Here is a 12923-nt window from a genome sequence, read left to right on the forward strand (position 1 = left end):
TAAATTTTATGGGATTCAACATACGATAATTTGTCAAAATGGATAATAATGGATTTTGGTTATTGCAGGTATTTTCTTAAAAAATGCGAGGAAAATCAATATGGATGTCGAATAAATGTGGTAAGTATGGGTTTTGATAAGGGGTGTTGATAATATGAAGATCGGCTTGGAAAAAGAAACGCAATATGAAGATGAACTTAAAAAATTGAAAATACAAATTGAAGGCTTGCAGGATATCTTTCATTCAATGTCCGAGCCTTATATCAGGGTTGATGAGGATTTGAGGTTCACATTTGTCAATGATGCCGCCTGTGCCCTGCTGGAGACCACTGCAGGTAAGCTTTCCTTGATGAGGATAACGGATTTTCTCGACGTAATCCCCTTGCATATTCAGGAAGACTCCAGCTTACGGGAAAAACCGAAGGATAGGGAAAGGCAAATGATCCAGCTTCATACGGGAGACCTTAAGCAAATTGAATTTGTACCTGTAGGTCCGGTCACAGAGGGCGAGCAAATGTATCGCCTGGAAGATGTGACTTTGGATCTATCTGCAACCCGGGAAAAATGTATGTCAAGGCAAATGTTTTTGGACCTATTCGACACTGCCACAGAGAGCATTATCCTGTTTGACAGCTCGGGAATAATCATGGAAGTGAATCATGCCTTCATTCAAGTGATGGGTATACCGAAAAAGGGAATTGTCGGAAAGAATATGATGGATTTCATTTCACCGGATTATAAGAGCTATTGGGATCAAAGCATTCGTAAAGTCCTGAATGTATCGAACTTCAAGGGAGAGGTAGAGATGATCATCAGGGACGAGCCTTCTCATTTCACTTTTTCTATAAGCCCAACCGTAGGCAATGACTTATACATGTCAGTACTTCAGAGACTTACAGAATCCAATCTAATAGAAAAGAGGTTAGAGACGAGCGAACGGATTTTTGCCGAATTATTTGACCAATCAATGGATGCTATCATATTTTGGAATGATGATGGTGTCATTTTTCGAGTCAATCACTCTGCATGTAAAATATTTGAATCAACGAGGGAGGAAATGATAGGGAGCTATATCTGGAAGTACGTATACAGCAATGATCAACATTTTGAAAAAATGCTGGAAACGTTTGAAAGGGACACCCAAGTGAGGGATGAACTGTTTTATAAAATGCCGAATAATCAAATTAAATTACTTGAATTGACGGCAAAAAAACATGAAGGGGATGGGTATAACGTCACGATTTTCCGGAATGTCAGTGAACGATGGCTGATTGAAAAGGAATTGCGGGATAGTGAGAAAAAATTCAGGAAAATTTTCGAAGGAACATTGGACGGCTTGATTTTATGGAATCACGAAGGGTTCAAGGATATTAATGAAGCGGGACAGGAAATATTGGAAATAACGAAAGATAAACTACTTTCTTTTACGGTTACGGAATTCATTGAAAAAATTCCCGGAAACGCCCCTGATTTGAATGCCCACATCGAAAATGTATATAAGCATGAGGTTTTCTCATCCATCATACCGATCATATTCGAGGATGGCCGAGTTAAGCATATTGAATTTTTAACGAGGAAAAATGTTTATTCAAGTCTGAATTTAAGTATTTTTCGTGATGTTAGTAAAAATTTGGAAATGCAAGAGCAACTACGCAAATCGGATACATTGAATGTCGTCGGAGAATTGGCTGCAGGGATCGCCCACGAAATCAGGAATCCGATGACGGCTTTAAAAGGTTTCATCCAGCTGCTTGAAGATGGGGTAGAAGGTGATTTCTCCACATATTTTCATGTCATTACATCCGAAATCAAGCGGATTGAAACCATCATTACGGAATTTCTAGTATTGGCGAAGCCGCAGGCGCTCAAAATTGTAAAACAAGATGTGCATACCATTTTGAGGGAAACACTCGAATTGCTTGCAGCTCAGGCCTTGCTTGAAAATATTCAATTCGATACGTTCTTCGATGAAGTGGAGTTTCCTGTTTTGTGTGAGGCAAATCAGTTGAAGCAAGTTTTCATTAACATCATAAAAAATGCTTTGGAAGTCATGCCGGATGGAGGAGCAGTTAGAATCGATACTAGCCGATGTACAGGAAAATACGTTTGTATTTCAATTACTGATCAGGGAATGGGTATCTCATCGGAAAAACTGAAAAAGCTGGGTGAACCATTTTATACCACGAAGGATAGAGGGACCGGCCTGGGACTCATGGTCAGCTATAAAATAATAGAAGAACATAAAGGGTATATTGATGTTGAAAGTGAAGTGGATAAAGGGACGAGCTTTCATATTTATTTGCCGTTGGAGTCATGAATGAATGTTTGTGACGATCCTAGGCCAATCCTGGTGAAATCCAATGAAACGGGAATCAGTAGAATGGATTCCTTTTTTTTTTTTTGCCTTGCAGAGCAGAATGTTTTGCATAATTTGGATGCTTATCGGTAGGTATTCCATTGATCCAAGGTGTACGGATAGGGAATTCCCGTCATATCTTGTCTGCTGGTGAGACATGCTTTATCGCAATATAAGAAGTTTTGTCTTTTTTTGCGAATCTATTTACATATAAGGCATATTTTGTAATACTTCTTTATTATAATGTAACTTTAAAAGGACAGGGAGTAGTGAATGTAGTTATGGATTCTAGGGGTGCAATGGAAATATGTTCTGAGATTCGCATGAAGCGCATGGAGATGATGGAGTTGGCAAATGCGTATGGTATGGGCCATGAGTATACTCTCCGCCAAAGCGAGCGGCTCGATAAGCTTATAAATGAATATTTAATCCTTCAACACCATTCATCAGTGGAAGTAAGGAATAAGCGGGAAAACATGGTAGTGATTGTACAGGAGCCATTCGATGATGATGTTGCCCTATAAATGGTAGAAAAAAAGCATGCCTTCTGAAAATGAAGGGAATGGAATATCTACTTATTCAATGTTTTTCAATGGTCGGATGCTCAATTTCAGCTGTAATCGGCTTAGAGTCTTTAATGAAAAGATCATGAGAAACTCGTTCAGGTCACATTCTGAATTTTCTGTAATTTAATGGGGCGGGAACACCGATCCAGCAGTTGTTGTGATGGCTAATCTTAACGGAATGGAAGACTTACGGTCTTACGCAAAGGTGCATAAAGATCATATCGTTAAATGAGTATAAAGGAAGGGCTGACCCACTTAAGCGAGCCAGCCAAGACTTTACAGTATCTCCAATAGGATGACCATGAACAAAAGACCGATGATGAAGGAATAGGTAGAGGTGCGTTCATTGCCATCTCCATGACTTTCCGGAATCAATTCCTTATAGACAATGAAAAGCATGGCACCTGCTGCAAAAGCCAGACCATATGGAACCAGGAACCCGATGTATGATGTTAGATAAAAACCCAATAAGCCCGTTATTATTTCGATGGTGCCAGTTAAGGTTGCAATGAGGAAAGCTGTGAATTTACCGATTTTTTGATTGATTAAAAAGAGGGCGACAAGTAAGCCCTCGGGAGCATTTTGCAGCCCTATGGCAAAAGCGATCAAGTTCCCCGTATCAGCGGTATCAGAGGCGTAACTCACCCCAACAGAAAGCCCCTCAGGAATATTATGGAGTGTAATGGCAGTTATGATAAGCAAAGCCTTTTCATCGAATTGAATGCCGCTTTTCGTATGGCCGAGATCGATATGCGGAATATTTCTTTCCATGATCGTTAAGGTCATGACCCCGAGGAAAACGCCAATTACAAGCTGAATATAGCCTCCCGTGGCAAGGGACTCTGGAATTAGGCTCAATAATGAAGCTGCCATCATGATACCGGCGGTAAATGCCAGAAGAGTGTCCCTGAATCGGTGTGTGATTGAACCTTGAATGAATAGAATAGGTAACGCACCGAAACCTGTGGACATAGCAGATAGGATGCTGCCTAATAAAACCCCACTCATAAATTTCTCCTTTGTATATACTAATCGATTCTTATTGAACCGTAAGGGTGAAGCAATAATGTATTGTATTGAGTGGATGAAAAATAGGTTCCTGATTCAAAGGCAGGCCAGTCATGACGTATGAGTATCATTCTTGGGCATACCATTTTTTTAGTGTCGAATCCGTTGGCAGCATCATGCTGATGATACCGAGCAACGGCAAGAATCCGACCAGTTTGATCATGGATTGAATTCCGATTATATCCGCGATGGCTCCCAGAGATACAGATCCGATGGCTCCCATCCCGAAGGCTAACCCTACTGTCAAGCCAGCCATCGTCCCGACTTTACCAGGGACCAATTCCTGTGCATATATGACGGTGACCGAAAAACTGCTCATGATGATGAAGCCCGCTATCAATAGCAAGACAAAAGCGGCAGCAGGAGGCACGAATGGCAGCAGGGCGGTGATAGGGGTGCTGGCAGCGAAAGAAAGGAAAATCACATTTTTGCGCCCGAATCTGTCTGCAAGCGGACCACCGAAAAACGTCCCTACAGCTCCAGCTGCCAAAAAGGCAAACAAGAATATTTGCGCGGATTTAATGGTGAATGAATGTTGCTCGATTAAATAAAAACTATAAAAGTTTGTCATGCAGGATACATACCAGGAACGGGCAAAAATAATGAACAATATTAAAATCAATGCTTTCGCCACTTTATTAGAGCGCTCTTTATTGATTACTTTGGCAGCTAGCTTTTTCGGTTGGAAAGAAACGAGTTTTTGCGAATACCACTTCGCTATATAAAGTAATAAGATAACCGCTGTTAAAGCAACCAGGGCAAACCAAAGTGCGCCTTTTTGGCCGAAAGGGACAAGCACGATTGCTGTGATGAGCGGGGCAAGGGCCTGGCCGCTATTCCCACCAACCTGATAAATCGATTGTGCCAGTCCTCTCTTGGGTCCTCCGGCCATATAGGCGACCCTGGATCCCTCCGGATGGAAAATGGCCGAACCAAAGCCCATCAGGATCACTGCACCCAGGATGATGGTATAGCTTGGTGCAATTGCAAGGATGATGACCCCGATCAAAGTGCTGGTCAAGCCAATGGGCAATGCATAGGGAATCGGCTTTTTATCTGTATAGAAGCCAACGGCAGGCTGTAAAAGTGATGATACGATATTCAGGCAGAATGCGATCATACCAAGCTGGGTATATGTCAGCGACATGGATTTTTCAAGGATGGGGAACATCGCCGGAACAACAGCCTGAAGAGAATCATTCATCAAATGGCATATCCCGATGATGATCATGATTTTCAGAGTCATATCTTGTTTCTGTGGTTGTGGTTTCTTAACAGTGATACTTCCCATTTGTATATTTCCTTCTTCCTATTAGAAAATTTGACTCATTCCATATATATGTAGGTGCATACGCCTTATTAATGAACAGGCCGCTTCTCACCTTCATCGAAGGGGCAATGGACGTTTATGGATGATTGGTTAATAAGGGTAAACTGATTGTAACGGTGGTCCCGATAAGGGGTTTGCTTGCAAGCTCGATCGTTCCATCAAATGATTCGATTATTCGTTTGCATACAAAAAGCCCTAACCCTGTTCCCTCCTTTTTCGATGTGTAGAAGGGCTCGAACACCTTGTCTATATCTTTTTCATTCAGGCCTTGTCCAATGTCGATGATATCTATTTTCGCATGTCCATTTTCATGGTAAATCCGTATGCTTAACAATTCACCATCCTTCATGGCTTCGAATCCGTTTTTGGCAGTGTTGAGGATGATTTGTTTAAGCTGGTCCTTTGTGCAACGGACCCATATCGGTTCCTTTACGACATTCCATGCCACTTCCATCTTGAAATGACGCGCTTCTGATTCTATTATTGGTCTCAATTCGGCAATGATACTGCGAACATCATAGGTGGTCAATTTCCGGGCCATAGGTTTGCCTAAAATTAAAAACTCGCTGACGATACTGTTAATCCGTTCAATCTCCTTCATGATGACAGAGTAATAAAACTGATCCTGTTCTTCAGTGTGTTTTTCAACGAGCAATTGTATGAGACCCTTAATGCCGGTAAGTGGATTCTTTATTTCATGTGCGGTGCTTGCCGCCAATGTGCCGACAAAATCTATTTTTTGCTTTTCAATCAATGCCTTTTGTTTTTTTTCCTCCCTGCGAACGAGCAGTTCTTCAACGAAGGTATAAACCATGTGAGTGAAAAAGAAGATGAAAAAGACAAACATGAAAAAGGCATTCATGGTATTTGTGTTGAGCGTGTCGGGCTTCTTGACGGAAAGGGTCCAATCGACTTCCGTTAAAGGAATTTCCACCCACTTCGAATCCCTGGTAGTGCTTTCAGCATTTATACTTAAAATTTGAATATGATCACTCGTTTCAAGTTTTAAGGTTTGATCGGGAATGAGGATATTTAGTATTTTTTCCATATGGTCCAAACGGATGTGTGCCAATAAAAAACCATGCGCCTTTTTCTCATGGTCCAGAATGGGAGCGAAGATGGAAAAATAGTTGAAACCGGAATTATTTAACGCCTTTCCTTCAGCAACAGCGGCTCTTTGCGTTACAATTGCACGGTTAATATCATCCTGTTCAATCAAATAATAATGATAGAGATTCTTATTCGTCCCAGATAAAGAGACGCCATCCATGCTTATCCAGTAAACCCCTGCGTATCTCGGATCAGTATCCTTGATCCATTCCATGAGATGCTCGGTTTTTTCATCTTCCATATAAAGAACAGAACTGCTAAGGCTTAGCAGTTCAAGCTTTTTTTTTGTTTCACCGATAACTTGGTCTATGTATTCTTGATAAACCGATCCGGCCCACTCAGCCTGTTCCTGTCGTTCCTTTTGGATGGAGTTTTCTAAATGAAGCCAATAAATGATGGATAGAATAAATAATGGTAAAATAACAATGAGTAAATAGGTTTTGAATTTATGCCTGATTTTCATGTTCGTCACTACTTTAGCTTTTTTTTTTTCAAGTATAACAAACTGTTTGATTAAACAATACATTCTCGAGTCGCAAATTGACAAAGATGTCATATTGTCATATAATAACTTTTAATTCAAGATATTTTAATTAAAAATACTTTAAGGTTGTGAACTTATGGAGAATAATAACATCCAACAGTCATTGAAACTGTTCATTGTGATGTCTAGAGCTCATCGCTCCATTAATGATGTGGTAAATAAACATATAGCAGAAGAGGGGTTGAACCCAACTGAGTTTGCCGTACTGGAATTACTTTATCACAAAGGCGATCAGCCTCTCCAGCAAATAGGCGGGAAAATCTTGCTAGCGAGCGGTAGCATCACCTATGTCGTCGATAAACTTGAACAAAAGGAATATCTTCAGCGCATAGCTTGTAAAGAGGACCGCCGTGTAACCTTTGCCAAAATAACGGACAAAGGTAAAGCCTTTATTGAAGGGGTATTTCCCGAGCATGAGAAGAGAATCGATGATATCATGAGCGTCCTTACAGATAATGAAAAAGCTACAGTGATTGAGCTGCTTAAAAAGATTGGTTATTCTGCTCAAAACTAGCTTATGAACCAGCGCCCTTTTTTTAATAGGTGCTGGTTTTTTGTGGTATCGGATGATGAAGGTGCAACCATTTAAAAGCTTTTTGTGAAGCCTTGAAGGGTTTTGATGATGTTGCGGAGAATGTAATTATATTACGATAAACCACTTATTTTAGAAACCAGTTGAAAATAGTCAAGTTAGGTTATGGACAAAAGCTGGTCAAACGTGAAAAGGGGCGTCTACATATGAAATTTAACGAGTATGAATATAAACGGCCGGAAATGGATGAGATTAAAGCCCGGTTCATGAAATCCTTGGAAAAGCTAACGGAGGCAAAAGACGTGTCTGCCCAAATAGCGGCCATTGAAGAAATAAATGAAATTCGAAACTATGTAGATACGATGTTTAACTTGGTATACATTAGGCATTCCATTGATACGAATGATGAATTCTATAAAGTGGAGAATGATTATATAGACGACTTCTCCCCTGAAATGGAAGAGTTGACTTCAAAATTTTACAGTGAACTTGTCCGATCTACATATCGCCAGGAACTAGAGGCCAAATGGGGCAGTCAGCTGTTCGATTTGGCGGAAGCCCAACTTAAAACCTTTTCACCTGATATCATTCCGCAGCTTCAAAGGGAGAATAAACTATCCAGCCAATATTCACAATTAATTGCATCCGCAAAAATTGACTTCGATGGCAATGAGCTGACTCTGGCTGAGCTTCAGCCCTTTATGGAATCGGCGGACCGTGAATCAAGAAAAAATGCAAGCGAGGCATATTATGGTTTCTTCGAAGAAAATCAGAATGAATTAGATCGTATATTTGATGAACTTGTCAAGGTAAGGCATGAAATTGCGCTTGCGCTAGGCTATGGGAATTTTGTTGAACTCGGTTATTATCGAATGACAAGGACAGATTATGATGCCAAAATGGCAGCTGCATTTCGCAAGCAGGTAAAAGAGGAAGTTGTCCCGCTTGTTACCAGGTTGAAGGATCGTCAGCGAGAACGTCTTGGTCTGGATACTTTGAAATACTATGATGAGAATTTTCATTTCAAGACGGGAAATGCTGTTCCTAAAGGCGACGCGGAGTGGATCATCGCAAATGGGAAAAAGATGTATCAAGAACTTTCGCCTGAAACGGATGAGTTCTTCAATTATATGATTGATAATGACCTCATGGACCTTGTGGCCAAGAAAGGAAAAGAAAGCGGCGGATACTGCACTTTTATAGAAGATTATAAAGCTCCGTTCATATTTTCCAATTTCAACGGGACTTCGGGGGATATTGATGTATTAACACATGAGGCAGGTCATGCATTCCAAGTGTATCGCAGTCGCAATCTCGATATTCCGGAATATTACTGGCCTACATATGAAGCATGTGAAATCCATTCCATGAGCATGGAATTTCTTACGTGGCCATGGATGGAATTGTTTTTCAAGGAAGATACGGAAAAATATAAGTTTTCCCATTTGAGTGGGGCGCTAATATTCCTTCCGTACGGAGTGGCTGTTGATGAATTTCAGCATTTCGTTTATGAAAACCCAGAAGCCTCTCCGCAAGAAAGAAAGCAGGCCTGGCGTAAGATCGAGAGGGAGTATTTGCCGCATCGTGATTATGAAGGAAATGAATTCTTGGAGACTGGCGGTTTTTGGCAGAGACAAAGCCATATCTATCAGTCACCCTTTTATTATATTGATTATACATTGGCCCAAATATGTGCTTTTCAATTCTGGAAGAGGTCTGCCGAGAAAGATGAAACGGCGTGGCAGGATTACTTAAAACTATGTCAACTTGGAGGAAGCCAATCTTTCCTTGGTCTCGTTGAATCCGCGAACTTGAAATCTCCTTTTGCTGATGGGACTGTCCAGTCCGTCGTGAAGGTGATAGACGAATGGCTCTCCACTGTCGATGATAAAGCATTATAAAAGATGAATTTTACATGAAATGATAGAGTATCAACCAAGGACAACGCTTGAGGATCTTTCCTTAAGCGTTTTTATTTTTGTTTTATCAAAAAAAGCAGAGAATTGTTCCGTTGGAATATCACTTGGCTTGTCTTAAATGCATCTTCCTTACATATAGATGTAGGGAGGAGGGGAGCGTATGCTTTCAAGGTGGTCAGGGGTTTTTCAGATTGCAGCCGTTTACGTAGGCACGGTGGTAGGTGCCGGCTTTGCAACTGGAAAAGAAATCGTAGAGTTTTTTACCCGTTATGGCTTTTATGGCTTTATTGGGATTTTAATAGCAGGTTATATTTTCATTTTTAGCGGTACGAAAATCATGCTCATTTCAGCAAGGATTAACGCCTCATCCTATGAGGAGTTCAATCAATTCCTTTTTGGGAAGAAGATAGCCGGAATCATCAATATTTTTTTCCTCATCATGCTGTTGGGCGTGACAGCTGTCATGATCTCCGGTGCGGGAGCAGTGTTTGAAGAACAACTGGGCGTGCCAAAAAGTATAGGAAGCTGGTCAACGATCATCCTGGCATCATTGGTTTTGATGATGGGGATGCGAGGGGTGTTCACGGTCAACTCCTTTGTCGTACCGATCATGATTTGTTTTAGTATCATCCTTTTTTGCTCGACATTGGGAAACGGTGAGTTCTTTCATAACCTTACAAAGGTGCCGGATGAAGTGATCACCTTAAAAACGATATTATCCCCATTTGCCTATACAGCCTTCAATCTTGCTTTGGCACAGGCGGTACTCGTTCCTGTTGCGTATGAAGTACGGGATGAGAAGGTCATAAAGCGTGGTGCGATTCTTGGAGGAATATTCCTGACCGTCATTTTATTGACGGGGCATTTTTCACTCATGACTCTTCCTGGCGTGAATAGCTTTGAAATTCCTTCAGCGGTAATCATGAGGACCGCAGCCTCCCAATTGTATTGGATGTTCATTTTGGTGATTTACGGGGAGATTTTCACCTCGGTGATTGGAAATATATATGGATTACAGAGGCAAATCAGTCGCTATATCAAATGGCCAAGTATCTTGATCATTGCTTTGATTTTCTTCATTGCGTTAGGGATAGGTGAATTGGGATACGGAAGGTTATTAGGTTATATATATCCAGTGTTTGGATACATCAGCCTGCTTTTTTTAATGTTGGTTTGGAAAAGCAAGGGAGGAAAGGAGTAAAGGCGGAACGGGGGCATGACCTTAGCCTCCGTCCCAGAGGGATGGTCACTCTTTCGAAAGCGTCTGGGCCATCTCCAGGAAAGCATCCCGGTAATCCTTATCTTTTTTCGTGAATATGGTTAAGAGGAGGGGTTCCTTTTCATTTTTGATCAATATGGATGTGATGACTTCATCTCCGTCCTTCACTTCAAATCCAATCCCATTCCCTACATCAAGTCTTGGGTCCGTAATCGTTTCTGAAAGGCTTTTCAGTTGGTTTTTGACATTTTTTCCCTCTTCATCCCAGTCGACGTCCCCTGTCAATAACTCGATTCGCATGAAAATGGAGTCATCTTCATTTAAGACCACTACATCTTTTCCGGGTTCTTCGGCACTTAACTTAAACTGCTGCAGAACATAGAGGCTAAATGGCTGGTTGTCGCTTCTTTTTAGGAAGGCCGTTGTTTCGATTGCTCTGCCGTTAATCGTATATTTCAAATTTTTTTCCATCAATCTTACTTTGTTGGTTTTAACAGGATCTCCAGTCTCTTGATGAGCTGAATGGGTTTCGTTATTTTTTTCACCTGAATTCTCCTGAATCGGACCTTTGTTTTCTGCTGCGCTTCCGCAGCCCGTCAGCAGAAGACAGGCTAAGGTAATATAACCTGCGTGATTTTTCCAAATGATCATGTGTTGTACCTCATCCTCCTGATTGGATTTAAGTATGGAAAAAAGGAATTCCTTCATATGAGTAGACGGTATGGACAGGAAAAGGTTACAAGGATTGCTGAAAACTTAAAACGGAATGGTCTTTTTAATGACCATTCCGTAAGTTTATGATGAAGTTATCCTATGATTTTATAATTTTTATGATTGACGACGGTTTTTTGTTCAAGTTCCAAATCACGATAATTTTCCATATATGTGACGTCCACGATTACTGAGTTCTCGTTCACTTTCTCGACGATTCCTTTTAGGCCTTCTCTAAATTCAATGATATTTCCAACTTCCGCTTTCTTCATGGTAATCATCCTTTCCGATTTCGTTTCCAATGATTAAAAAGTTATTATGGAGTAATTGGATTATTCGAACATCTTGCCGTTTAGATTTTGACGTGGGGAGTGCAAGTGAGAGATTGAATATCTCTTCTGTCGGTACAGTAAGCAAAACTTTCTAAGGAAGTGACTTTCTTGTCATGAAGCAATTAAGATGATAACGCTTTATTTGGTAGATCTTGTATATGGAGGTGTTCTGACCAGTATGTATTCCTATGTACAAAAAATGCCAAACAATTTACATTATGATATTTTACTATACAGTTTGCACTATTTTAAAGCATACGTAAAGAATAATGTAGCAAGTATGCCTAAAAAATTCTGATTTAAATTAGGTACACAGTTTATGATAAAATGGAAACGGAATTTCTCTTGTCCGGTGGATGGAAAATTATTGAGAAAAAAGGAGATAATCTGATGAATGCAGACGAAGCAAATGAATTGCTGAATAAATTGGCCAATCGTGAAATTGATGAATTCAGGATATCCAAGGAAGATTTTTTAGTGTTTCGTGAGGTGCTTGTGAACAGGGAAGACTTTAAACATTTTCGGGGGAATGCACATCATAACGGTGAGATCATCTATACGTACTTAGAAGAAGCGAGAAGTTGATAAAAGAAATAGGGGAGGGTGGCTCATTATTTGAGCCACCCTCCCATCATTTACAACTTACATTCATTTGCCTTCTTAATTTGACTATAGCCGACTTTCTCCATGATTTGACGGCTGAGGGGGATACCTGATAAAGCTCCGCAATTTCAGATATTGTTTTATTCTCCATATAGGTCTGCAAAAGCCAGCGTCGCTGATTCAAGGTCAAGCCTTCCGTGTAGGCTAATATATTCTCACTACGGAAGGCTTCTTCGTGTATGGAAAAGGAATCAGTGATTTCAAGGATGCTTGTATCATATGGTTTGGTGTTGGTTTCATATTTATGATGTTTTTTCAATTCATTCATGATTCGCCCTTTGATGAACGTATAGGCATAGCTATGGAATTGTCCGTGGTCTGCATTGAAATTCAAATAAGAATCCCAGAGGGCAATCAGCCCCACTTGGAAATATTCGTCCTTATTTTTATAAATGGAAAGAGACCGGATAATGTGATGGATCATCGGGGTGAACTTCGCCGTTAAAGTCGAAAAATCCGTCATATTGCACAACTGCCTTTGGAAAGTGCACTTTCATGTATTCCCGGGTGCTTTTACCTTATATGATTAGGTTGGCTTTAGCGAAATGGCATAATGGAAATATGGCAGCTCTA

General features: G+C 40.6%; 12 protein-coding genes. 6 read left to right on the plus strand and 6 right to left on the minus strand.

Annotated elements, in window-relative coordinates; genetic code table 11:
- Positions 1-154: 154 nt before the first annotated feature.
- On the plus strand, positions 155-2317 hold the full coding sequence (locus ABE28_RS06900) for a PAS domain S-box protein (RefSeq protein ID WP_064466458.1): 2163 nt from the start codon (positions 155-157) through the stop codon (positions 2315-2317).
- Positions 2318-2655: 338 nt separating this feature from the next.
- Positions 2656-2880, plus strand: a complete 225-nt coding sequence (locus ABE28_RS06905; protein ID WP_064466457.1) for an aspartyl-phosphate phosphatase Spo0E family protein — start codon at positions 2656-2658, stop codon at positions 2878-2880.
- A gap of 318 nt (positions 2881-3198) precedes the next feature.
- Here ABE28_RS06905 and ABE28_RS06910 read toward each other — a convergent pair whose 3' ends face one another.
- The 3 genes from ABE28_RS06910 to ABE28_RS06920 all read right to left on the minus strand — a co-directional run bounded on the left by ABE28_RS06910 (position 3199) and on the right by ABE28_RS06920 (position 6893).
- Positions 3199-3930: a ZIP family metal transporter gene (locus ABE28_RS06910; protein ID WP_064466456.1), complete on the minus strand. Its 732-nt coding sequence runs from the start codon at positions 3928-3930 to the stop codon at positions 3199-3201.
- 127 nt (positions 3931-4057) lie between these two features.
- Positions 4058-5281, minus strand: coding sequence for an MFS transporter (locus ABE28_RS06915; protein ID WP_064466455.1), 1224 nt, complete (start codon positions 5279-5281; stop codon positions 4058-4060).
- Between the two features lie 115 nt (positions 5282-5396).
- Positions 5397-6893: an ATP-binding protein gene (locus ABE28_RS06920; RefSeq protein ID WP_064466454.1), complete on the minus strand. Its 1497-nt coding sequence runs from the start codon at positions 6891-6893 to the stop codon at positions 5397-5399.
- A gap of 157 nt (positions 6894-7050) precedes the next feature.
- Here ABE28_RS06920 and ABE28_RS06925 point away from each other — a divergent pair, with 157 nt between their 5' ends.
- The 3 genes from ABE28_RS06925 (at position 7051) to ABE28_RS06935 (ending at position 10626) form a co-directional block, all read left to right on the plus strand.
- Positions 7051-7488, plus strand: coding sequence for a MarR family winged helix-turn-helix transcriptional regulator (locus tag ABE28_RS06925; RefSeq protein WP_064466453.1), 438 nt, complete (start codon positions 7051-7053; stop codon positions 7486-7488).
- A 224-nt stretch (positions 7489-7712) separates the two neighbouring features.
- Positions 7713-9407: a M3 family oligoendopeptidase gene (locus ABE28_RS06930; protein WP_064466452.1), complete on the plus strand. Its 1695-nt coding sequence runs from the start codon at positions 7713-7715 to the stop codon at positions 9405-9407.
- Positions 9408-9585: 178 nt separating this feature from the next.
- A complete protein-coding gene (locus tag ABE28_RS06935) occupies positions 9586-10626 on the plus strand; it encodes a YkvI family membrane protein (RefSeq protein WP_064466451.1) in 1041 nt (346 codons plus the stop codon).
- A gap of 45 nt (positions 10627-10671) precedes the next feature.
- Here ABE28_RS06935 and ABE28_RS06940 read toward each other — a convergent pair whose 3' ends face one another.
- Both ABE28_RS06940 and ABE28_RS06945 read right to left on the minus strand, forming a co-directional pair.
- Complete coding sequence (locus tag ABE28_RS06940) at positions 10672-11295, minus strand: hypothetical protein (RefSeq protein WP_064466450.1); 624 nt, start codon at positions 11293-11295, stop codon at positions 10672-10674.
- Between the two features lie 155 nt (positions 11296-11450).
- On the minus strand, positions 11451-11627 hold the full coding sequence (locus tag ABE28_RS06945) for a YkvS family protein (protein ID WP_064505160.1): 177 nt from the start codon (positions 11625-11627) through the stop codon (positions 11451-11453).
- Between the two features lie 450 nt (positions 11628-12077).
- On the opposite strand from ABE28_RS06945, the gene ABE28_RS06950 reads away from it, so the two are divergent.
- Positions 12078-12272, plus strand: a complete 195-nt coding sequence (locus tag ABE28_RS06950; RefSeq protein ID WP_064466449.1) for a hypothetical protein — start codon at positions 12078-12080, stop codon at positions 12270-12272.
- A 46-nt stretch (positions 12273-12318) separates the two neighbouring features.
- Here ABE28_RS06950 and ABE28_RS06955 read toward each other — a convergent pair whose 3' ends face one another.
- Positions 12319-12813 carry a sigma-70 family RNA polymerase sigma factor gene (locus tag ABE28_RS06955; protein ID WP_064466448.1) on the minus strand — a complete coding sequence of 165 codons (495 nt, stop codon included), beginning with the start codon at positions 12811-12813 and terminating at the stop codon, positions 12319-12321.
- Positions 12814-12923 lie beyond the last annotated feature (110 nt).

Source organism: Peribacillus muralis (genome assembly GCF_001645685.2).
Lineage (GTDB): Bacteria > Bacillota > Bacilli > Bacillales > DSM-1321 > Peribacillus > Peribacillus muralis_A.

Coding starts and splice junctions, on each gene's coding strand:
- ABE28_RS06900 (WP_064466458.1), top strand. CDS start 155: ATGAAGATCGGCTTGGAAAAAGAAACGCAATATGAAGATGAACTTAAA.
- ABE28_RS06905 (WP_064466457.1), top strand. CDS start 2,656: ATGGAAATATGTTCTGAGATTCGCATGAAGCGCATGGAGATGATGGAG.
- ABE28_RS06910 (WP_064466456.1), bottom strand. CDS start 3,930: ATGAGTGGGGTTTTATTAGGCAGCATCCTATCTGCTATGTCCACAGGT.
- ABE28_RS06915 (WP_064466455.1), bottom strand. CDS start 5,281: ATGGGAAGTATCACTGTTAAGAAACCACAACCACAGAAACAAGATATG.
- ABE28_RS06920 (WP_064466454.1), bottom strand. CDS start 6,893: ATGAAAATCAGGCATAAATTCAAAACCTATTTACTCATTGTTATTTTA.
- ABE28_RS06925 (WP_064466453.1), top strand. CDS start 7,051: ATGGAGAATAATAACATCCAACAGTCATTGAAACTGTTCATTGTGATG.
- ABE28_RS06930 (WP_064466452.1), top strand. CDS start 7,713: ATGAAATTTAACGAGTATGAATATAAACGGCCGGAAATGGATGAGATT.
- ABE28_RS06935 (WP_064466451.1), top strand. CDS start 9,586: ATGCTTTCAAGGTGGTCAGGGGTTTTTCAGATTGCAGCCGTTTACGTA.
- ABE28_RS06940 (WP_064466450.1), bottom strand. CDS start 11,295: ATGATCATTTGGAAAAATCACGCAGGTTATATTACCTTAGCCTGTCTT.
- ABE28_RS06945 (WP_064505160.1), bottom strand. CDS start 11,627: ATGAAGAAAGCGGAAGTTGGAAATATCATTGAATTTAGAGAAGGCCTA.
- ABE28_RS06950 (WP_064466449.1), top strand. CDS start 12,078: ATGAATGCAGACGAAGCAAATGAATTGCTGAATAAATTGGCCAATCGT.
- ABE28_RS06955 (WP_064466448.1), bottom strand. CDS start 12,813: ATGACGGATTTTTCGACTTTAACGGCGAAGTTCACCCCGATGATCCAT.